This window comes from Chitinophaga rhizophila (assembly GCF_019492185.1).
GTDB classification, from domain to species: domain Bacteria; phylum Bacteroidota; class Bacteroidia; order Chitinophagales; family Chitinophagaceae; genus Chitinophaga; species Chitinophaga rhizophila.
On record NZ_JAICCF010000004.1, the window covers coordinates 771,791 to 796,724 of the forward strand.

Here is a 24,934-nt window from a genome sequence, read left to right on the forward strand (position 1 = left end):
AGCATCAGAATTTAAACATATCATTTAACTGGGCATCAGCAGTAGCTTCCTGTAAAGGCATCATCTCAGTGGTTTCTGTTTCACCTGCCCATGCCTCTTTCATCTTTTTCAGTACGCTGACGTCTGCTTCTTCTTTGTGTGGGTGAAGAAGTTTGTCACGTACGCCTTCATTAAATGCAGCAATGAACTGTTTCAGCTGGGGCAATGTTTTACCTCTATGTAACAGGTGGAGTAGATTATCGAAGTCAAAATTGTATTGGGGTAGCCAGAGTGAGTTCTTAATGGAAAGAAAATTCTGATCTACAATGTCACAGGCAGTCTTTGCATCCATAGTTTCATGACTCCATTCAAAGCTTTCACCTTTAATCTTGTATTTATCTTTCTGTTTCCAGATGGGAGTAATAGGCTCAAAATACCACTGTTGCGTTCGATAGAAGTCCATTTCTGTCTCTTCTATGAAATCTACCGTTTCGCGCACTGTCTCTTCTGTTTCACCTGGAAACCCGATAATGAACGAACCAAAAGTAGCGATCTCGTATTTCTTCAACAGTTCGATACCTCTGCGGTAGTGTTCTGCGGTAGCAGCTTTGTCCATGTTCTTCAGGATACGGTTACTTCCTGATTCAATACCGAGAAAAACGCCTTCGCAGCCACTCTCCTTCATGAGCTTCATGGTTTCATCATCTGCAAACTGACACCGGTAATAGGAGTGCCATTTGAAGTCGAAACCGTGGCGGATCTTCTCACGCAGCAGCGTTTTAAAACGTTCTTTAGGTATATTGAAAGTGTCATCCACGAAATGAACACTTTTGAGGGTGGGAATTTTAGAGAGGAGCTTCAGTTCTTCAATAATAGGAGCAACATCTGTAGTCTGGTAGTCGCCGGCATGCGCTGGGAACCCGCAGAATGAACATTTGTACGGACATGAAATGGCGGTTCTTACTGCAACATGTTCATGTACTCTGTGAGCAAAAAGGTCCCAGTTGACGGTATTGTCAACAAGCTTGTTATCTTCCTTCAATTCAGGAGTGGGAAGGTATTCAGTGCCGCTCTTATAATAAGTATTATACAAATTTGCTGGCGAGCCATTCTCCCGCAGCGTGTTCAGGATATTCACGAGCGTCAGTTCCCCTTGAGAACTGTTCACGTAAAAGTCAGCACCAATACTTCTGAAGAGATAATTCACAAAAGTGCTGTCCTGCGTCCTGATCTGGGTTGAAATAAACGGACCACCAACAATCACTTTTACCTTATTACTGTATTTTCTGACAAATTCCATTATCTCCAGGATCGGGAAGACAGAGACGTACAGTGTCGTGATGATAGCCACGGTACGTATACGTCCGGCCTTAAGCAGATCTCCGAAATATTCCTTTTCATCCTGGAATGAATTGACATAATCAAACGTGAAGCCTCGCCGGTGTAGATAGGTGCCGAGATAGCCTATCGCATTACTGTGGGTTTCCAGCATATTGAATGGCCGGAAAGTTGTATGTCCGGGGGTAGACGCTCCTACGATATTAATAACATCAGAGATGGGCAATATCTTTTTGTTGATAGTAAGAATGCTTTTACTTAGATCACGGTAAGCACCGGAATCTGTCCCCATCTTGCGGAGATTACTTTCATAACCGGAAAAAGGCATTTCGTTATGACCTACAAGAAAACAGTCAATCATGTTATTCATATGTCAGAAAAGTTAAATTGGAGTCCTGATACTAAGGGGCTGCCGTTATCGACAGTATTGGTGGTTGTTTCTGAGTCTAGCAGTTCTGCCGGTCCATTATTGAGTCGTACCATGGACATATCATCAATCAATGTTACACTACCTGAACACAATTGGGTAAGCAGATGCTGATAAAACATGGAAAAACGCACAATAGTCTGCTCGAAAAACAATGCATTGTTATATTGAAAATCAAAACAGAGGTTACCATTTATTTCTTCGACCGTAAGGATAAGGTCGAAAACCACAGAGCGGTGTTGACGCTTATATGGACTGATCGCAAATTCTGTAGGCGCGGCTACTTCATCGTCGAAGTTGTACATTTCAAATAGCACATCAAACAGTGGATTTCTTCCATCACGCTGGACACCTAATTCTGCGACCAGTTTATCGAACTGATATTCCTGGTTCTCAAGTGCGCCTGCCATGGATGAAGTCACTTCCCGGATAAAATCATCTATCTTTTTGTGACGTGAAGGAGCAGTACGAATTGCAAGTGTATTTACAAACATGCCAATGGACTCCTCAAGCTCCTCATGCACTCTACCGGAAGTTACAGTTCCTACTACTATATCATCCTGTCCACTGAGTTTTGACATCAATATGGCGTAAACACTAAATAGCACATTGAATATAGTTGTTCCATGAGCTGCCGAAAAGGCTCTTAACTGCGCTGTAAGCGTTACGCCGGCTTCATAGCAATAGCTATCGCCAGAGAAGGTCTGCACGTTACCACGTGGGTTATCCAGCGGTAGCTGAAGGGGTGTAACCGGCAGATTGAACTGTCCGAGCCAATAATCTCTTTGCTTGCGGACTGCCTCGCCTTCAAAACGGGCGTTCTGCCAGACTGAAAAATCCTTATACTGTACCCGGATAGGAGGCAATGTATGAGTTGCGCCTTTTGCCGTAGCGGTGTACAGCTGGAGTAGTTCCTGTATAAAAAGGCCCATAGACCAGCCATCGGTCACAATGTGGTGAAGGACGTAGCATATGACAAATTCCTCTTGGTCCAGCTGTACAGCACCTGCCCTTATGAGGCATCCCGAAGTAAGGTCAAAAGGTGTCTCTGCCATTCTGGTGATCCACTCGTCCAATTTCACTGTCTTATGCTCCAGATTACGCCAATCTTGAAACTCAAGTTTAAAGCTGACGTCACGGCTAGGAAGGATCTTTTGAACAGGGATATCGTCATTGACTATAAATGCTGTGCGCAAGGACTCATGCCTATCTATAATCTGCAGGAATGCTGACTGAAGTACATGTACATCCAATGTTCCTTTTAACAGGAAGGTGCCGGGCATGTTGTAGGCAATAGCATTCTGTTCCAGCTGACATACTATCCAGAGCCGCTGCTGTGCGGCAGACATTGCATAGTACTCCTGTAGTGGTGCTGGTGGGATGGTAAGAGTAGCGCTTACTGCTCCGTTACCGCTTCTTTCATCAAGGAAGCCTGCAAATTCAAGAATAGTCGGATGTCTCATGAGATCCTTAAATTCAAGCTCCACTCCTGTCATCTTTTCAAGCCGGTTTAGCATACGTAATCCTAATAGAGAGTGACCGCCTGCGCTGAGGAAGTTAATATCGAGATCTACATGCTCAAGCTTCAGGATACTCTTCCATACGGCGGCTACCGCATTCTGCATAGGTGTCCACTGTGCATTGATAACCGGCAAATTGATCTCTGCAACAGGTTCTTCTGATGTATCTTCCTGCACCGTCTGTGGCCCCTCCAGTTGTTCTTCAATAATAAAGTAAGGATTGCGGCCTATTGTGGCAGGGCTTACATTAGACACTATATAATTCGCCTTATCGCCCATCAATGCCAGTTCCATCAGCGAGAGTCCGTCTGCAGTCAGAATTGACTGCGCAAGTTCAGCCGCAGATGGCTTGTTATGCGTATAGAAGCGATTCCACATACCTGTCTCTCTCCAGGACGGCCAGTTCACAGATACAACGCGTAGCGAATTGCTATTCAGTTTGTGCGCTAATGCATCCATATACAGGTTGGCAGCTCCGTAGTTTGACATGCGGGCCGCTGGCAGCAGGGCGTTGTCTGAAGAAAACAGGAATAAGAATTGCAGCTTTGTACCCGCCGCCGTTAATATATGATTAGTACCCTGTACTTTAGGGTATAACGTCTCTTTGAATGTATCCGCATTATGATGCCTTATGCGCATAGTGCCGGGCAGTCCGGCGGCATGAAAGATGCCTGAAAATGCCTTACCGAAAAACTGTCTGGCAGTATCAGCTGCAGCAGCTGTCGCTCCTTCGGAAGCAAGATCTGCGGCCTGGTACAGGATGCGCGAACCGCTTTTCTCCAGCTCTAACCATTTACTGATTACTTCATGATGAGGGGCGGATTTGTCAGCGGCGACCATCTGCCAGTGGATTCTGTCAGGCAGCTCTTTACGACCAGTAATAAGTATATTAACCGGGCACCTCATCGCTAACCAGCATACCAGTTCAAGGCCAACACCGCTACTTCCGCCAGTAACCCAATACAACTCATCTCTTTGTATGAGCACAGGTGCCTGTGGCTGTTGCGGAGAGACACGAGGCGCTTGTTGAATCAATGGCGTGAATCTTTGTCCGTTGCGCCAACCTGCCATCTGATAATTGTCATCAACAAACATCTCCTCCAGCAGGTCAATAGCAACACTGTGAAGATTAGACAGCTCTTCGCTGTGCAGATCGATACATCTTACTCTGCACAAGGGATACTCCTGCGGTAAGTATATGGTGAAACCGTGTATTGCGGCATACTCAGGAACAATACGTTCTTTATCTTCCGGCAGAATGCACCTGCCATTCACCGTCACAGTAATAAACTGTATACTGGTTTTATGAAGGATGTCTGAGAATGCCCGGGCAAAATGAAAATGTGCATATAGCCCTGATGCAAGCAATATTTCTGTATCCGGCTGTCCGGCGATTGCGCAGGCTCCCAGATGATATACTGTACTGAGGCTGATATCCCGTAATGCAACCTCAGACATAAGCCTGTCATAATCTTCGGGCTCGTTAAACCGGATAGTTATATGCTGTTCACTTTCTATGGAAAAGCGGTCCCCATTATCAATGAGCAGGTAATTTCTTCCTTCTGCTTTTAATGCGGCAACTAGTGCATTCCCAATCCCAGTCGTATCATTAAAAACAAGCACACAGCCTGCTGTTGGCTGCGGGAATATGCTTCTTGTCTCTGCGGGTCGCCAGCTCAGTTCATACAAGTGTTGCTGCAGATTGCGGGTATTCTTGTTCTCCAGCCAGCAGCGAACCGGCTCAAAGCTATATCCGGGCAAGGGAATCTTTCTTGCTCCAGAGGTGTAAAAAGCCGACCAGTCAGGCGTAAGCCCAGCAAGGTAGCAATGACGCACTACTGCCAGGAACGAGGTAATAGTTGAGGAACTATCAAGGGTTAATATCCGTGAGTGACCTTCTGCTGGGGAAACCGTCCGTAATGTTCTTGAAATACGGCCTTCAGGACCTAACTCAATAACAAATGTATCGTCAGTAAATTTTGTGGATGCAAACTTCCTAAGTGATGCTGCCAGATCTGTACTGTCCGGTACATAGCGGTTCAGTCTTTCCAAAGCAACCTCCAGGCTAATCTTACCGGATATGCAATCTGTAGTGATCTTACCTGTTCCGAATCCCATAATCTTGCGGGAGGCTATGCCCGCCCTTTCCAATAGTTTGTACAGGCAGTACTGAAATACAAAACTGTTGACTGTAGGATGCTGAACACTATATCCAGTAATCGAGCGGCACGTATGTAGTGCTTCCTGAAATGCCGGGAAAGCGGTAGCATATAACGCTATGACATCGGTATCTATCTGATAGTCATCCGAGAATACATACCAGTATACTACTTCTCCGTCAAACGTATAGGATGACTGCTCCTGCATGATTTCCAGCTGCATCAGGAGGTCATCTGCACTATCCGTAAGAATAGCCGTTCTATGAGCATAATGTTTTCTACCATGCCCGAGCGTATAGGCTATGTCACTTAAATTAGGCGCGTCTGTGACAAGCAGCTGTTGTAATAATAACTGCAGGTTTCTATTAAGTCCTTTTGCAGTCATTGACGATATCGGTAATAACACTGGCATTGGTGGCAATGTGGAGGTATCAGCAGCTATGAACTGCTCCAGTACCATGTGGCAGTTTGTACCTATGAAGCCAAATGAACTAACGCCAGCTCTCCTGGGTGTGCCAGTAGGTGTGTCCCAATACCGGAGTTTTGTATTCACATATATCGGAGCAGCAGGAAAATTAATATATTGATTAGGAGCGTTAAAGTGCAGTGACGGGAATAACTGTCCGGAGTAAACAGATAACACTGCTTTTATCAATCCAACTATTCCTGCGGCGGCATCTGTATGTCCGACGTTGGTCTTTACTGAAGATATTGCACAGATATTGTTCTTCCGGGTATGGACGGCAAACGCTTTGGTAATAGCCTCTACTTCTATCGGGTCTCCCAGTGCAGTACCTGTACCATGCGCTTCGATATATCCGATAGTTTCGGGGTCTATGCCTGCTTTCTCCCATGCTGACAAAATCAGTTCCGTCTGTGCGAGACTACTGGGAGCAGTCAATGATGTAGACCGTTGCGCATCCTGATTAGCCGCGGCACTCTTAATCACAGCGTATATATGATCTTTGTCAGCAATAGCCTTATCCAGAGGTTTCAGTAATATTGCCGCTACCGCTTCACCATTACCTATACCATCTACTCCTGCAGCGAACGCCTTACACTTTCCGTCGGCAGAAAGCAGTCCCACGTCTTCCTGTTTATCATCTTCCTGATTAGGGAACAGAATAATATTGGCTCCACCTACCAGCGACATTTCAGACTCTCCGGCCAGGAGGTCATTACATGCCATGTAAACGGCCAGTAGTGAAGAAGCACAGGCTCCGTCTACCATGAGCGCGTTACCCGTAAAGTTGAAGAACCGGGAGACCCTTCCTGCGGTTGCTGCATTGAAACAACCGGTCAGTAATGTGGGATCAAACGCAGTCGCAAGTTTATAGTACTGCTGATTCGTATCCCCCATATACACGGATACCCGTTTCCCGTTCAGCTGGTCCGGATTAAACCCGGCGTTACTGATTGTCTCATAAGCGACCTCCATCATTAGACGTTGATGCGGGTCCATATACATTGCTTCATGCATTGAAATACCAAAGAACTGATGATCGAACCTGTCGATATTTTCCATGTAGCCGGTTACCTGATACTTAGTGGCTCCCGATAGCGAACTCTCTGCTATCCGCACAGGTGAAAGCGCACGTACCAGATCGCTTCCGGCACACAGATGGTGATAAAACTCAGACAGGTTGATGGCATCCGGAAACCTTCCGCCCATTCCTATTATTGCAATATCTCTATTCATGATTTCATGTAAGAATTTATAAAGTAGAGGCCTCTTTAACCAGACTAAAATGCCGGCTGACTATTGAGAAACTCCATTTCCCTTTTACATTCGGATGCTGAAAATCCCTTCGCAGTCAATATGTCATGTAGCAGTCGCAGTGCATTATCCTTTGCATCAGTGGTTAACGGCGTATCAGTGTAACTTCCGCGCATTGTTGTGAGTTGGGACCACGGATCAAACAGCAAATCAGCATTATTATCAATCACGCTGTTCTTTGTTGATGCTGCAATTGCCAAACACCTATCTATTAATGCAGCTGTTGTCATACCTCTCCTGCTGTACCTACGCTTCAGTTCTTCCAGATCCTCCTCAGCATCCATAGCGTAGCTTTTGATACCAGGTGATACAGATCGAAGCAGATTCTTAAGTACCATTTGCGGCCCGACTTCAATCATCAGATCCACACCGCAGCTGACCAGGTACTCCATACTCTCCTTCCACCTGACGGTTTTAATAAACTGTTTCAGTAAAGTACGCTTTACCATATCTCCAGCTTCATACGGCCTTGCAGACACTGTAGCGATTACCGGCCAGTCGAAGCTATGCACGGCACACTCATTCAGGGCTACTGACATATCTTCCGCACCTGCGTCCATTATTCTGCAATGAGAAGCATAGTCCGTAAACAGGTAGTTAGTATCTGCACCTACCTCTCCGGCAATTTGTAGGAAACGGGCTACACTTTCGCGGGAACCTGCAACTACCTGCTGCCTGAAATGATTATTGATGGTATGATAAACTACATGCCCTGCAGCGCTACAGTCGGCAACCAGCTGCCGGAAAACCGGGAGATCAATATTCTTAACAGCGGCCATACAACTGCCGGTAGCAGCGCCAATTTCTTTCAATAACCTTGTTCTGACCTGGACAAGCTTTATCGCTGATTTCAAATCAAAAACGCCTGCACAGGTTAAGGCTGCATATTCACCTACACTATGACCACATCCAAAGGCTGGATTAACGCCCAATACAGATGTCAGAACTCTATAACAGGCCACACTATAGGTCAATATTGCAAGCTGAGAATAGATCACGTCGTCAAGCATCGCCTGTGGTCCCTCCCAGCATAGTTTCTGCAGATCAAAACCGATAATATCTGCAGCTTCTTCAAAAGTGGCAGCGGCTATCGGATATGTTTCACACAATGACCTGCCCATTCCAACGTATTGGGTACCTGTTCCGGGAAACAGCAATGCTACTTTTCTGCTAACGTTCATATCCTTCATACGCTTGTTAATAGATTTATAGTTCAAACTCTTCAAATACATCCGTCGGCGCTGACACTTTCAGGTTCAGCCGCTCGGACAATAATGCACACAGCTGCTGTACTGTACCATACACAAACAACTCTCCAATGGATAGCACGCCTGGATAAGCAGCTGACAAAAGTTTAAACAGCCTTATTACTTTAAGTGAGTTACCTCCCAGCTCAAAGAAATTATCCGTAGTACTGATATTATCTATATGCAGCACTTCTTCCCACATCTTTACTATCGCTGCCTCCAGCTCATTGGCAGGCTGTATTGCCTCTTTACCCTGGTTGCGTACAATATGTATATCAGCAGCAGGCAGCCTGCTTCGGTCAAGTTTTCCGCTGGCATTCAGCGGAAAACTATCCATATGAATGAATACAGCCGGTATCATATATGACGGTAGCGATGCAAGCATATGCTGCCTTAGTTCGATATTATCTATTGCAGCAGCTGATACGTAATAGGCAGCTACATATTTGTCACCGTCGGCCGTCTCCCGCGCGAATACAAAGACTTCAGAGATACTACCAAACTCCAGTAACACTTTCTCTATTTCCCCCAACTCCACGCGATTCCCTCTGATCTGCACCTGATCATCGACTCTGCCCAGAAACTTCAGATTACCATCCGGCTGCCACACTCCTATGTCGCCCGTGCGGTATAATGTTTCTCCCGCTGCAAAAGGATGAGGAACAAACCTCTCTGCTGTTAGTTCCGGCCTGTTGAGGTACCCTTTTGTAAGACCTACCCCTCCGATATAAATCTCTCCTTTTATGCCTATCGGAGTTAGTTGCATATGCCTGTCCAGAAGCAGGATAGATCTGTTATACATCGGCCGGCCAATAAGACCAGCAGCGGAAATATCTTCAACTTTATGCCAGGTGGCGGACACAGTGCTTTCTGTCGGACCATACAGGTTATGTATCGTCATACTCTTCAACCTGGTGATATAGGCCGGCTTCAGTTCTTCCCCTGCACTGATGATATACCGGAGAGAAGACAACCTATCCGGATAATCATTCAGCTCGTTGATAACGAGTGGCGCGGCGCTGAGGAAAGTCACGCTATACTTCTGTATCAGCTGCAAAAGACCTTCAATATCAGCGCCACCTTCCCGGCAGATTACCAGTTGCCCTCCTGCACATAAAACAGGAAATATCTCCTCTATTGACGTATCAAAGGCAAGTGACGCCTGCTGTAGAACCGTATGTGTCCGATCTAAAGGCAGGTAACTGATGATAGAACAGATATAATCTGTCAGCGAAAGATGTGTAATAGGAATACCCTTAGGTTTGCCGGTAGAACCGGATGTATACATGATATAGGCTGTATCTGCCAGGGATACATCAACCGGCCATTTGTCTGGCACATTTGCTAATCCGACTTCCATGACGTCGGAGTATAAGATCACTGGTAAGGAGATATCGTTTATACGCTCCGCAGTATCGGCAATGACAGCTACAACTGCTGCATCATTCAACATATATTTCACCCTGGTGCCAGGATAGGTAGTATCAACTGGCATATAAACAGCTCCTGCCTTCATAATAGCAAACATGCATACTATTGCTGCAATGGAGCGATCCATGTAAATGGCTACCACTTCTCCGGGTTTGATATTAGCTTCATACTTCAGATAGGCTGCCAACCTATCTGACAGATTAACCAGTTCACGATAGGTAATCTCATGATCTTCCTCAATGAGTGCGATACTTTCGGCTGAAGCCTCCGCCTGATCAGCCAGTAGCTGAAGGACGGTTTTCTCGGGATGTACGACACGTGTATCGTTTATTGTATGTATCAGCCAATTCTTTTCATCCTGCAACAGATAATCCAGCTGGTAAACAGGACTATCAGGACTAGTTACGATCGCATTTATCAGACTTTCCAGATGAGCATGCATTCTGGCAATAACATCCTGCGTGAACAGGGCCGTACGATACTCCACGTTCATAGTCACTCCTTTCTCATCTTCCTGGAAGATGAAAGAAAGATCATATTCACTTCTCTCTACTTCATGCCATTCTGCTGTAATGTCTAATTCACTGATACCTGGAAATGTAATCGCTTCTGTATAGTTCTGTAGTACAACCGATACATTGAATAGCGGCTGTTCCTTACGCCGGAATCCATACTTTTCTTCGATAATATCATCTAATGGAGCCATCTGATAGGCAAATGCTTCCATAGTAACCTGCATGTTTGCCTGTAACAGATCGGCAAAGTTCTTCTGTGCATCCACATTCACCACCAGCGGCAATGTATGAACAAACATGCCCGGCGTATCTTCCAGCTCCTGTAATGGTCTTCCGGCATGAACAGTACCAATAATCATCTGTTCTGCATCACAATACCGATGGAGCAATAAGGCAATGAGTGACAACAACCCGGAGAACCTTGTCGCCTGTTTACTTTGAATGTACTTGTCCCATGCAGCCATCAGTGCGTCTGTCAATCGGAACTGCGCTGTTCTGCCAGTATGCATGGTCTCCGGAAGCTGCTGCGCCTGCACTGGCAGATGCAATACGGGTATTTCATCCGGCAGTTGATTTCTCCAGTATCGGGTGGCAGTAGAAAGCTGTTCCTGTAACAGTATCTGCTCATACCATACGGAGAAGTCCCTATACTGGAAAGCAGGAACAGGTAGCGCCTCACCCTGATATAGCGTAATCAGCGATCTGAGAAGCAAGTGAATAGACCATCCATCTGTAATCACGTGATGAATAACAAGACATATTCTGAATGTACGGTCTTCCAGCTGGCAGACATGCATTACGGCCAGCGGACCTTCTTTCAGATTATACTGTCTGGCGGCAACTTCATTGAAGATAGCAGCACAAACGGCTGTACTATCCTCCGCACTTCTCAGGTCTGTATAATCAAAGGCGGGTTGCCAGGTATCACCCGGGTGAATGATCTGTACCACCTTCCCATCAATCAGATCAATATTGGTACGAAGTATTTCATACGTCTCAGAGAGTCTCTGCCAGGCGTTTTCCAGACGTGTTATGTCGAGATCACCCTTTATCAGGAAAGGAGTTGTAATATTAAAGATATCGCTGCCATCCAGCTCGCATTGCATCCATATGCGCTTTTGCCCAGGTGTAGCAGGATAGTAATCTGCCCTCCCCGAAGGAACGATAGGTGGCAATACATTACCCGCACTGGCAGCCATATAGTCTGATAATGCCTGAATAGTAGGGTATTGCCAGATGCTAATCATCGTGAGGTCAAGCTTAAATCGCCTGTTTATTCTGGTCAACAGTCTTGCAAGTGTGATGCTGCTACCAACAGAGAACAGGTTATCTGTGATCCCCACTGGAGATCCGGGCAATACCTCACGCCAGATGTCCTGCAGCTCATGATCAAGGAGGTTTCTCGCTGCTACCTCCATCCCTGCTCGTTCCTGTTGTGCTATGCCTGCGACGAGCTTTTTCTTATCTACCTTACCATTGTTAGTCAACGGTAATACCTCCAGTTGCTGAAACAGCTGAGGCACCATGAAGCCGGGTAACTTTCCGGCCAGAAATGCCTTCATGTCTGATTCAGACACAGGAGATTCCGCAGTGAAACAAGCAGCCAGACTCTTGCCATCCCCACTATCGTATCCTAATACGACAACTCCTGTTATAGCATGATGCTGCCGGATGACATTCTCTACCTCACCACATTCAATACGGAAGCCACGTATCTTAACCTGCTCATCTATCCGCCCTTTGTATTCGAGGCGACCATCTATTGTCCAGCGGCCGAGATCTCCGGTTTTATACATTTTCCCTCCAACATGGAAGGGATTGTCAATAAAACGTTCCCGGGTAATATCGGGACGATTATGGTACCCTTCCGCAACTCCTAACCCTCCTATATAAATCTCACCAATTGCTCCCTCAGGCAATAGCTGCCTGTTCTTATCCATGATATAGATGTGAGTGTTATCGACCGGGAAACCGATGTTTATGGACAGGGATTGCCAGTCTGTTTTCAGCCATGTGGAATAGGTGCACGTCTCTGAAGGTCCATATAGATTAAATACATGCTGAATATGTCCACATTGCTCATAGAGGCTCTTGACCAGCTCAGGCTTCAGCTCTTCTCCCGCGAGGTTCACCACCTTTACCGACGGAGGTATGGCCTTTTCTGCCAGCAGATGCCGGATAGCAGAAGGTACTGTGTTTATTATGGTAACTTCCGGTCGGCTACCGGCGGTAAGCAGTGACAGTGCATTCTTTACCAGCACTACCTGATGCCCACAGCTAAGAGGAAAGAATATCTCATATACAGAAAGATCAAAACATATGGATGTACAAGCCAGCATACGCTCTCGCTCACCCGTATCAAACGTCCTGCGAGCCCAGGATAACAGATTGAACACGTTTTCGTGCCGGATGCTGACGCCTTTAGGCACTCCACTTGAACCAGAGGTGTAAATGATATAGGCCGTCTGCTCAACAGCTACCTGTGGCAGCCATGGTATAGCCATATCTGCGGAGATAGGCCCTCCACTCTCTTCCAGTATGATCCTGTTGCCCGTAAAAGCATCCAGCTCGCCGGCTAATGCTTTTTCTGTTAACAGGAAGCGCGCCTGACTATCCGCTAAATAATACAGGTTCCGCTGCTGAGGGTACTCTGGATCTAATGGGACGTATGCTCCCCCAGCCTTCAATATGCCCAACATGCCGACAACCATATCAATGGATCTGCTGGTATAAATACCTACCAGCTCTCCGCATTGCAGGCCTTTCCGGAGCAGATGCGCAGCCAAGTCTGTTGACCTGCTAACAAGTTCCCGATAGCTGATTGACTGATTGTCACAGGAAAGCGCTATCAGATCAGGTGTAACAGCCGCCTGCTGATCAATAAGTGAACCGATACTAATGGCTTCGGGTGCGCTCTTAATTGCCGGATTCAATACATACAGCAGCCTGTCCAATTCAGACGTTTCCAGGAAGGAGACCCTACTTATCGCAACGTCTGTATTTACTGTGAGCATTCGCATCAGAGACACAAAATGGTCCAGCAGTTTGTGTATTGTCTCTTCCAGGAATACGTTCCTATTATACTCTATACCGATCTCCAGGGTATCCTGCTTTTCTACAAAGACAAAAGACAGGTCAAACTTACTGGTAGTCACCGGCAATGGATATGTTGTAACCTCCAGGCCTTCTATAATTGGAAGTTGTTCATAAAAGTCACGGTCTTGCTGGTATACAACCATTACATTAAACAGCGGACTGTTTCCGTCCGATTGTGCAAGCAGCCGGTTAAGGGGGTAAAACTGATTATCATACGCATCAGTAATGCTTTCCTTTACTGACAATAGTAACTCCCGGAAAGTCACCGTATCATTAAGCGTGGTACTGATGGGCAATGTATTAGCGAATAGCCCTATTATGTCATGTAAGTCTGCATGTACGCGCGCTGCTGCAGGAGCGCCAAGCACCAATCTTTCCTCTCCCGTATATCTGTATAACAATGTATTGAGTACGGCGAATAACCCCATGAAAGTGCTCACCTTCATATCGGCGCAGAGCGATCTGAAATCATGAAGGTCTCTAGCAGGAACTGTTGCCACCTTTATACTGCCACTATAGCTTTTTAAGCCCACAGGCATTATATCATAGGGTAATGGCAAGAGGCTCGTAATATCGGATAGCTGCTGCTGCCAATATGCCTGCTGCCTGATTCCGTCCGGAGAAGCCAGTACTGATTGTTGCCACGACACAAAATCTCCATACCGTATGGCGTTATCCGGAAGCACAATATCTCTTCCTGCCAGAAGCGCATTATATCGCTCCAGTAATTCCTTTGTAAAAATCCCCAATGACCAGCCATCACTGATCAAATGATGCGTATTCAGGAAATAGATATTCCTGTCATCAGACAGTTGTACGATTACCACCCGGAAAAGCGGACCATTAAACAGGTCAAACGGCTCATCAGCCAGTTGTGCCAACAAGCTATTGATCTGTTCTTCGGCGTAAGCAGTTCCGTCATATACGGTAATTTCACTATTGAATGCCGCAGGTGCATGAACTTTCTGAAAGGGTATGTCCCCTTCGATCACGAACGTAGTACGCAAGCTGTCATGCTTCGCTACTACAGCATTGATAGCCTGTTGCAATACTGCCACTGAAAAAGCTCCCTTTAGCAGATAAGCTACCGGCATGTTATAGACGCTTATACCATCGCCGCTTCCCACAACAGGCCACAATGCCAACTGATTCTCTGACAAAGGGACAAGCGCGCCAAGGTCCGCCCGTTCAATCCGGTTGATGGACGCCATGGACTTTATCCAGGCAATAATATCCTGTTTCGTTGCTCTTACAGCCGTCAGCAGGTCTGATGGTATCACCGTACCTGCAGGCGGAACCAGCTTCAGGGTATCCCCCTCAAGCGACAGCTGTATTTTCAGCGATTTAAGTCTGGCTAATATGCTGGATATTGTCATTACAGATTAAATATTAATAGCTTCACCACTCATGATTCCTGAATCGGCAGCATCCTGCTGCATCCATAAAATCACTTCTATCTCCCGGGCCAACAAATGGATTGTCGGATTATAGAATACCTGCTTAAGGTCTAGTTTTACCTGACATTGCTTATAGATGGCAGACACCATTCTTGTAGCTTTAAGACTATGCCCACCTATCTCGAAGAAGTTGTCATGTATACCTATAGGCGACCGCTCGAGTAATTGCTCCCATATGGCCGTCAGCATCACTTCCTCCTGTGTGGCAGGCGGTACATATTCGGCAACGCTAGCGATATTTGAACTGGTTACCGGCGGCAATGCCTTTCTGTCAATCTTTCCATTTGCCGTCAACGGTAAAGCATCCATCCTGATGAACACTGCCGGCAACATATACTCCGGCAACGTCTTCCGCAGATCGGCCAGCAATGGCGCTACTGCAAATGCAGGATCTCCGCTTACAACATATGCGGCAAGAAATGTGTTACCATCTCCATCTTTTGCTGCCACTACTACAGCATTATCTACTAATGCATGCGCAGCCATTTTAAATTCTATTTCTCCCAACTCTACCCTATGACCACGTATCTTGACCTGGTTATCTTTTCTGCCGAGATACTCCATATCTCCTGCTTCATTAACATATACCAGGTCGCCCGATTTGTACATCCTTCCGCCCGGATTAAATGGATCCGGCAGGAATCTTTCTGCGTTCAGCTCTTCCCGGTTATGGTAACCAATAGCCACCCCTTCTCCGCCTACATACAATTCCCCTGGTACACCTACCGGCAGCAACTTCCTGTTTTCATCCAGCACGTAACAACTGAGCGTAGGGATCGGAATACCGATATTACTCTTGTCAGCTGCTATCTCTGCGGCTGTTATTTCCTTGATAGTTACATGTACTGTTGTCTCGGTAATACCATACATGTTGATGATACGGCATTGGGGATATTGCTGACTGAACACATCAAGCATGGCCGGCTGTAGCGCCTCTCCTCCGAATATGAGATACCTGAGCGAAGCACATTGAGGTACATTCCCATCTGCCTCGGCTTGCAGCAACTGCCTGAAGGCACTTGGGGTCTGATTCAAAACCGTCACCTTTTCAGCGGTAATCAATGCTATATATTCAGCAACATTTCTGCTTGTAGATTTCGGAACAATCACCAACCGGCCGCCAAACAGCAACGCACCATACATTTCCCATACAGAGAAATCAAACGCATAGGAATGGAACATGGTCCATACATCCTTCTCATTAAAATCAAAAGGAAACGCGTCGTTTTTCAACAGCCTCACTACGTTCCGGTGTGATAAACGGACACCCTTAGGATTACCTGTGGTACCCGATGTATAAATCATGTAAATAGCGTCAGCAGGAGATATCGCCTCGTGCAGATTGTCACCCGGGAAACTTGCGTAATCAGTCTGACAGGTATTTACATACGCTACCAGGCTTGCCGTTGTAACACTTCCATCTGTCAGCACAACTTTCGGTGCAGCATCCGCAAGAATAAAAGCAATCCTTTCCGACGGTACAGCCGGATCTAATGGCACATATACTGCTCCGAGTTTAATGACAGCCATGATGGCATATATCATCTCCTCAGAACGTTCGTACATCAATCCAACGAGGTCCCCTCTCACTACATTATATCTTTCCTTTAACAGATGCGCAAGCTGGTTGCTCCGCTCACTCAGCTGCTGATAAGTAACCTGCGTACTGCCGGATGTCAAAGCGATGTTATCGGGCGTCAGGGATACCTGTTGCTCGAACAGGCTCACTACCGTCATTGTGGATGGATAACCGCAATGCAGTCTGTTGAATTTACTCAGGATGTCACTCACCTCGGCCGCTCCTAACATACTGATGTCTGCAATGGCGGTTTGCGGCTGCTGACACACACACCTGATAATATTCATCAGGTGCTGTCCCATCCTTTCTATCTTTCCACTGGTAAATAGGCCGGTGTTATACTCAAGGTCCAGCTGTATGCCTTCCGTAGTCTCCACGAAGGAAAATGTCAGATCAAACTTGCAGCTGGTCTCTACAGGTCTGTATACCTCAATATCCAGACCTGGTAACTGGATATGCGACAACACATCCTCTCCCTGCATCACTACCATTACATCAAACAATAAAGACCGGTTACGCATACGTTTGACCTGCAGATCCTCTATCAGCAGGTCAAAAGGATATGACTGGTGCTCAAACGCATTGATGGTACCCTCTTTCACGCTCTTCAGCAGCGTAGTAAAATTGTCTGCTGCCTCAATTGTATTCCGGAAGCATAATGTATTGACATAACAACCTATCTGGTCTTCAAGATCCGGATGTATGCGACCTGATACAGGCGATCCTACTAGCAGATCATGCTGGCCTGTATAGCGGTATAACAATACATTGACAGCTGCCATCACACCCATATATACACTTGCACCGTGTTGCTGACAAAGCTGCTGAAACTGAACAGATTCGCCTTTCTCAAGACGGAAAGTTGCAATACGTCCGGAGAAACTTTGTGTATCAGGTCTTCCGCCATCTACCGGCAACTCAAGTACTGGTAATGTACCAGACAACTGATTTAACCAGAACTCTCTGTGTTGCTGCATGTCAGTCGTCTGCAACTGTTCCGCTTCCCAGGCAGAAAAGTCCTTGTAATGTATTGTAAGTGGTGCACTATCTACCACGCGCCCTTCCACACTACCCTGGTAGAATGACAACAGTTCCCTGATCAGGATACCCATAGACCAGCCGTCACTAATGATATGGTGCATACCAAACAGAAAGGCATGTCTGTTGTCTCCCATTGGAATAATCGCAGCTTTGATCAGCGGACCACCATCCAGGTCATACTGCTGCCTGGAAAATGAGTGGATTTCTTGCTCCAGCAGGTCGTCTGACAGCATCCTGCGTGTATCGTATCTCAGTACATTATCCGTTGGCACCGCCGGCAGAATATGTTGCAGGGGAACCCCATCAACTGAAGGGAAGATTGTTCTGAGACTCTCATGGCGCTGAAGCAACCATGTGAACGCCTGCTCCCAGGCAGAAATATCCAGTTTGCCGGTCATAATAAATGCCCCGGTCATGTTATAGGCAACTGACTGTTCCTTATCCAGCTGGCTCAGTAACCATAATCGCTGCTGGCTGTTAGATACAGCATAGTTGTCTGCCTTCGCTACAGCTGGTATAGGTTTAATCTTCCTCACCGACGCAGGAATAGCATTTTTATAATATTCAACCAAAGATGACTTATTAGCTTTCAATTCCTGTAACAGGTCAGCTGGCACGGTCTCATTTTCCGGGCATATAATTTTCAGTCCATCCCCTTCCAGTTGAACCCTGATATTTAGTTGACGCAACTTTCGGATAAGCTCTATCATATAGAAATTGATATATTATTATTAACTGATAAGGTTTGTACGCCTGATGTATACTCCTGCCGTATCCACCCTAGCAAAGTCATTCTTGCCGCAAGCGAACGGATAGTGGGGTATTCAAACACATCTGCCAGTGTAATGGCCAGTCCGGTTTCCGAGATAATGGCAGATATAAGCCTGGTGGCCTTCAGACTATGGCCGCCAAGTTCAAAGAAGTTATCATTGATCCCTACCTGGTGCTGGCTAAGCAGCTCTTCCCATAATCTGGCCAGCAATACCTCTTCCGGCGTGTTAGGCGGCACATACTCCATTATCGCGGGCAACTTCGGATAACCTCCCTCTAAGAGTGCCTTCCTGTCAATCTTTCCGTTTGGCGTTAGCGGAAATGTAGGTAGCCTGGTAAAATACTGCGGACACATAAAAGCGGGCAATAAAGACCGCAGATGCAGCAATAAGGAATTTACCGGCACTTCCTGTTGAGCCGTATAAAACGCCCATAGTTCACTATCGTCGGAACCCGATTGCACCACCAGAACAGCTGCCTGGTCTACCCCGGGATATTGACAGATCTGATGCGCTATCTCTCCTGTCTCCACCCTATGCCCCCGAATCTTCACCTGTTCATCATTCCTTCCTAGTATTTCGAGCAGACCGTTCGTCCATCGGCCGATGTCTCCTGTTCTATAGATCTTCTCACCGGGCCTCAAGGGGTGGGGAATAAACTTTTCGTTTGTTAACCCCGGCTGATAATGATACCCGGAAGAAAGACCAGCACCCCCTATACCTATCTCTCCTATGTAACCTGGAGGCAGTATATGCCCGTATTGATCCAGGATCAGTATGTCGGTATTGAGTATAGGTTTGCCTATGTATATTTTCTCATCATCTGGTTGCAGCCGGTGCATGGCAGACCAGACCGTCGTTTCAGTAGGCCCGTACATATTCCATACTGTTTTCCCTCTCCTCATCAGTTCTCTTGCCAGGGTCATATCTATGGGTTCACCGCCACAAAGTATAGTCGCACTACTTATCCCTTCCCAGCCTGCAGATATCAGTAACCGGAACAGCGAAGGAGTACCTTGTATGAATGTTATACCACTAGTGGCCACTGACCGGGCAAACGTGAGCGGATCTCTCATTTCCTGTTCTGTGATCATATGTACCCTGCCGCCACATACCAATGGCAGTAACAGTTCCAGGATGGAAATATCGAAAGAGATGTTTGTGACTGCCATCACGCTGTCCTGCTCATTGATCTTCAATTCGTGCTGCATGGCAGACAGGAAGTTAGCAAGGGCAGCATGACTGATAACAACACCTTTAGGCTTTCCGGTTGAGCCGGATGTATACATCAGATAAGCAGGTGCGCCTATGTCGGGTAAGGGCAACGGGCTTACGTTCCCTGTATGCTCCTCGTCCATGATCCGGTCCACAAACATACTCCTGGCAGTCAGATGCTGCCTGTTCTCCCACAGATGTGCAGTGGTTATAACTGTTTGCAGGCCACTATCACTGATGATATATGCCATACGCTCACTCGGAAGATTAATATCTATTGGTACATAACAGCCGCCTGACTTCAACACTGCCAGGATGGCTACTACCATACCGGCAGAACGTTCCAGGTGTATACCCACAATCCGGCGTTCTTCAGGATGAGCTGCATAAACAGCCATCAGGCGATGTGCAAGTACGTCGCTCGCGTAGCTAATCTGCTCATATGAATAAGTCTGCTTCTGGCAGATAAGCGCCGTCCTATTCTTCTGTAAAAGCGTTTGCTCACTGAGCGCTACCAATATGTGCTTTATGCGTCCCTGCGAAGACGGACCAGCCATCCATGCTGCATATGTGGGAGGAACTGCTGGAAGTATTGGTATTTGTAAAATGCGTTGCTGTGTATGATCGATACAGGTTTCCAGTAGTTGTACATAAACAGCACTCAGACTGCTGACCTGCTCCCTGGTCAGGTAGCTTTCCCTGTACTCGAAATGCATACATGCCGGCTGTCCGGATTGATAGTCTAGTATCTGCACCACTAATCCTTCTTCCTGTTCATTCCTGCCCAGCATATTTATTTCAGCCGGAACATCATGAAACCGGCTATCAAAATGAAAATGCTGGTATGAGAAAAGGATATTGTACAAGGGGCGCTGCCGGTCAGTCATGTCCAGCACTTCACTGGCAGGGAGTTTACTGTGCCGGTAGATGCCCCGGCATTCTTTCCCTACTACGTCCAGCCATTCTTCAAAAGCAGGATCACTTCCTGCGTTCAGTACAAGTGACAGCACATTCAGAAAGGGGCCGATTGTTGTTTTATCCTCGCTACGCCTGTTTAATACCGGTAGTCCTACAACCAGATGAAGCTGCTGAAACAACCTGCTGATTGCAAGTGCAAATACTGCCAGCATATACTGTGCGGCGCTGATATGCCTTTGCTGCGCAAATGCGCTGATCTTACCTGCAAGATCACGACTGACAACCTCCGTATGCCTGCGGGACTGCAATGCTTTTCTTTTACCTCCGGCAGTTGGATGTCCTGCATGAATAATGTCCGGCCTAGTGTCAATTGCATACGCCTTCCACCATGCCCGGTCCAAGGATGCACTATCCGATGCCAGATACACCTTCTCCTGCGCAGCATAAGCTGCATACTGCCTTACAGGTGATTGTGCCACAGCATCCTTACCAGCCATCAGCTGTTGATAGATGGACGCAGTTTCCTCAAACATCAGCGACATTGAATATCCATCTACAATGAGATGATGTACTTTTATATACCAGTAAAACAGCTGGTCATGAACTTTGATGATAGTTGTCCTGAATAGCTGACCTGTATCCCACATACTGACGTGAAAATCTTCCTGCATCCAGGAAAGTGCCTGCTCATCGGCACTTTCACACGTTGAAAAGTCAATAAAACCAATGTTTGCCGGAGTACCTTCTTCAAAAGACAGCACTTCAGATGATCTATCCGTAACGTGGGCACGCAATATCTCATGTCGCTTCAAAAGCAGATTAATAGCTGCTTTAAAAGCGTCAACATCAATACAGGATTTGATCCTGGCAAAGCCACCTACATTAAACAGATCAGACATGGGAGACTGACACTGTGAAATATAGATTCCCCTTTGGACACAAGTGGTTTCCAAACAATTCATATTTCCCAAAGCATTGAGATTACAAGTAGTGGCACAAGCAGTACTACATGCAGTGCATGCAGACGTTAACAAACATTAATAACAAGCCGTATTCCCCTGAATGCATGCATTCGGAAGAAAAAACCCCTATTATAATGACGCTTGTGGTATTATCAGTCCTTTAGCTCATTTAATTTCGTAGCATTGTCAATACTGGCATTACAGTTAAATTAATATCGTGAATACTTAACTCCATTTACAAACAACTTACCTCATAGATCATACTACGGATAAACGTTTATTTCAGGTACAGTGAAATTTGGGTCACAGGTCAACAACACTGGTTTAAATTCAGGCTAACTAAATAATAAACTTAACACCAGTCTGTCTGTACATGTTGTGGAATAAAAAAAACCTTCACTCGAAAAATAAGATATCTAACAAATGTAACGCAAAAACGAAACAAGAAAAAAAAATTTCTAGTTGATTTTTTTTTCTTTTTCTTTGAAATCGCAGTCGTCAATATTGCATACACAAACATACTGCAATCAGAAGTACAGCGAAGCAGATAAAACAAGGAGATACCCGTGAAAGGTGCCATTGACAAAGACTGCAGCGACATTGCCGTTACTTATCCCAATCTCTCTTTACCGGATAAAATACAGCAATTCATATTGTTTCCATACCCAATTAATCAACATGAACCATTACCTGATACGTCCGTCCTTATTACCGTTTATACATAGCAGTGAATTTGAATAGCTTCTATATATCACAACATATATGATCATCACCACTATTTGTCTGAGGAAAATAATACCAGTATATCTGATCATTTTCCTGGCTATCACCAGCCACGCCATTGCACAGACGCCCTTCGGAAAGATATCCGGCATAGTCAATGACAGCACCGGGTATCCGCCAAACGCGCTGAATATATTCCTGCTTCATGACAGCACAGGGAAAATAGTATCGTCCGTAATGCCCGATTCCATCGGCACGTTTGTATTTGACCGCATTGCACACGGAAAATACAGGCTTGGCATCATTGCCACCGGCTATAAGCAGGAAATGAGAGGTCCGTTTTTTATTAATAAAGAAACAACTTCCATCAACGCCGGAATCATACGACTGACCGGCAACAGCAGCCAGTTAAGAGAACTACTGGTCAAAGGACAGAAACCATTATTGCAGATATCCAATAATAAAACTGTCTACCATGTTGAGAACGACATCAACAAAGACAACTACAGTACCACGGAAATGTTGCGGAACGTTCCGGGGGTTATGGTAGACGGCAGCGGGAATATTTACCTGAAAGGAAACACTAATTTCCGCGTGTACCTGAATGGGAAAAGTGCTTCCTTCCTGGCCAATGATCCTAAAGAAGCATTAAAAATGCTGCCTGCCGGCTCTATTAAATCAATAGAGGTAGTGTTTTCACCTTCTGCAAAATATGATGGCGAAGGCGCTGCAGGCATCATCAACATCATCACTAAAAAGAAAATAACCGGTAATAACGGACAGCTTAATGCCAACGGTCACACGCTTGGTACCTTCAGCGGAAATGGCCTGTTAAATATACGTACTGGCAACCTGATTCTGAGTGCCAATACAGCGGCTTCCCGTTATAATTATGATGCTACACTAGATACCCGCCAGTACTCACACGTCAAGGCCAATGAATATGATTTTTCCCGGGCTATGGCAACTAATCTCAGGATCAATAATATCCAGGGAGGACTGGACCTCAGTTACGAAATTGATAGTGCAAGTAATCTGACTGTATACGGGAATATTGCTGACAAATCAACCGGTAACTTCTCCACTGAAAACAATATACTTATAACTCCGCAGGCGTCCACGCCCAATCCAGGCATGCTGGGAATTGATAATAAAAACACAGACGTAAATTATGATGCCGGCATCGACTACAACGCACCGCTGGGCAAGTCTGGCGCGTTTGTTCTTTCCGGGAATTATAACAGGCAAAACCTACACATCAACAATGATATCGCACAAACTGTTAAGAACAACCCTCCTGCATTTTACAGAAACAGGAACAAACAAACATTGACACAAACTACTTTACAGGCCGATTATACTGTTGGCTTTAAAAAGAACAAACGATTGGAAACAGGCCTGAAGTTTATCGGACGTGACATCGTCAGCAACTATGAACAACATCTTATGAACCCGGATCATGTATATGAACCGAACACCGATAGAGCTGACTATTTCAACTACGAACTGAATATAATGGCAGGGTATACAATGTTTCATTTTCCTATTTCATCTGCATGGAGCGCCAGCTTAGGTATGAGGGTGGAACATACATTGGTGAACACTATTGCGGGTAACAACAAAAACACCAGAGATAGTTACACTCACCCGTTACCTTCTGTGAACATTCAATGGAATGTGAATGCAGACAACCAGCTTGCAATGAATTATAGTCAACGTTTACAGCGTCCCTGGATTGAAAACCTAAACCCACTGTATAATGACAATGACCCGTACAACGTCTCCTTTGGTAACCCATACCTGACTCCTGAGAAGACCAGCAGCTTTTCCATTGAGTGGATGAATAGTCCTAAAAATATTGCGGTATCAATCGGCCAGATTTTTACAACAAATAGTATTGAGGCATACACCATACCTGCCCCCGGCAGCAACAGCGCGCTCAGTTCCTTCTATAACATCGGTAAAAGGTATAATACTAATATTGGCCTTAACTATTCATTCAATCTGTCAGCCCGCTGGAATACAAGTATCAATGTGCAGGGCATATACATGCGGGTAGTATCCACAGACGACCATAACTACGCTAATAGTCTGTTAAGTGCTAATGGCGCTTTCAGAACAGGATACTCCTGGGATAACGGGTTGAAGGTAGAAGGCAGTCTTTACTTCTACACCAGCAACCCAACCTTACAGGGGCACTCGAGCGGATGGGTAACCTATAACATCACCGCCAGAAAAACATTCTTCCAAGATAAGCTCGGTATCAGTGTGGGTGTCGAGAGGTTCTTCCAACGCCATAACATCTACCGGGATAAGATCGAATCCCCTGACTTTTACCAATATATGATCTATAAAACCCTGGCGAGAGCAGCGAGAATGGGGATCACCTGGAAGTTTGGTCATTCCAGTATCGCCGGCTCACACAAAACCGGCGTAAATAACGACGATCTGAAACCGAGTATTAAGACGAGATAGCAGACTGTACAGCTAAAAACGGTTTTATTCTCAATACTGCCCTGTCATTCCCCCACCAGGGAGCGTCTCTTCACGGGCATAATATGCCACTTCCGCTTGCTTATCAGGATTAATAGGCCCGGCGTTCCCATCTCCCACTTTGGGACGATTTACCTTATCTAAAAGCACATTTCAGTCAACTCACCTGTTTATCAACCGTCGAAGACGTATTGATGCCCGTCTGATATTCACATAAATCAGGGGTAAATAGCACATCAAAAGGGCACTTCAATATCCCGGGGATATTGAAGTGCCCTTTTGATGCC

At 45.9% G+C, this 24,934-nt stretch carries 7 protein-coding genes; 1 reads left to right on the top strand and 6 read right to left on the bottom strand.

The window, feature by feature from the left end; genetic code table 11:
• Nucleotides 1–4: 4 nt before the first annotated feature.
• From K1Y79_RS22885 to K1Y79_RS22910, 6 genes are read right to left on the bottom strand one after another with little or no spacing between them, the layout of a single operon-like run.
• Complete coding sequence (locus K1Y79_RS22885; protein ID WP_220252523.1) at nucleotides 5–1,687, bottom strand: PhpK family radical SAM P-methyltransferase; 1,683 nt, start codon at nucleotides 1,685–1,687, stop codon at nucleotides 5–7.
• Nucleotides 1,684–7,122, bottom strand: a complete 5,439-nt coding sequence (locus K1Y79_RS22890; protein WP_220252524.1) for a condensation domain-containing protein — start codon at nucleotides 7,120–7,122, stop codon at nucleotides 1,684–1,686. Before K1Y79_RS22890 ends, K1Y79_RS22885 begins: the two co-directional genes overlap by 4 nt.
• A 44-nt stretch (nucleotides 7,123–7,166) precedes the next feature.
• Complete coding sequence (locus tag K1Y79_RS22895; RefSeq protein WP_220252525.1) at nucleotides 7,167–8,390, bottom strand: ACP S-malonyltransferase; 1,224 nt, start codon at nucleotides 8,388–8,390, stop codon at nucleotides 7,167–7,169.
• A gap of 16 nt (nucleotides 8,391–8,406) precedes the next feature.
• Complete coding sequence (locus tag K1Y79_RS22900; protein ID WP_220252526.1) at nucleotides 8,407–14,865, bottom strand: non-ribosomal peptide synthetase; 6,459 nt, start codon at nucleotides 14,863–14,865, stop codon at nucleotides 8,407–8,409.
• A 6-nt stretch (nucleotides 14,866–14,871) separates the two neighbouring features.
• Nucleotides 14,872–18,276 carry a non-ribosomal peptide synthetase gene (locus K1Y79_RS22905; protein WP_220252527.1) on the bottom strand — a complete coding sequence of 1,135 codons (3,405 nt, stop codon included), beginning with the start codon at nucleotides 18,274–18,276 and terminating at the stop codon, nucleotides 14,872–14,874.
• Complete coding sequence (locus K1Y79_RS22910; RefSeq protein ID WP_262903185.1) at nucleotides 18,273–21,431, bottom strand: non-ribosomal peptide synthetase; 3,159 nt, start codon at nucleotides 21,429–21,431, stop codon at nucleotides 18,273–18,275. Before K1Y79_RS22910 ends, K1Y79_RS22905 begins: the two co-directional genes overlap by 4 nt.
• 762 nt (nucleotides 21,432–22,193) lie before the next feature.
• Here K1Y79_RS22910 and K1Y79_RS22915 point away from each other — a divergent pair.
• Nucleotides 22,194–24,629, top strand: a complete 2,436-nt coding sequence (locus K1Y79_RS22915; RefSeq protein ID WP_220252529.1) for a TonB-dependent receptor — start codon at nucleotides 22,194–22,196, stop codon at nucleotides 24,627–24,629.
• Nucleotides 24,630–24,934: the final 305 nt, after the last annotated feature.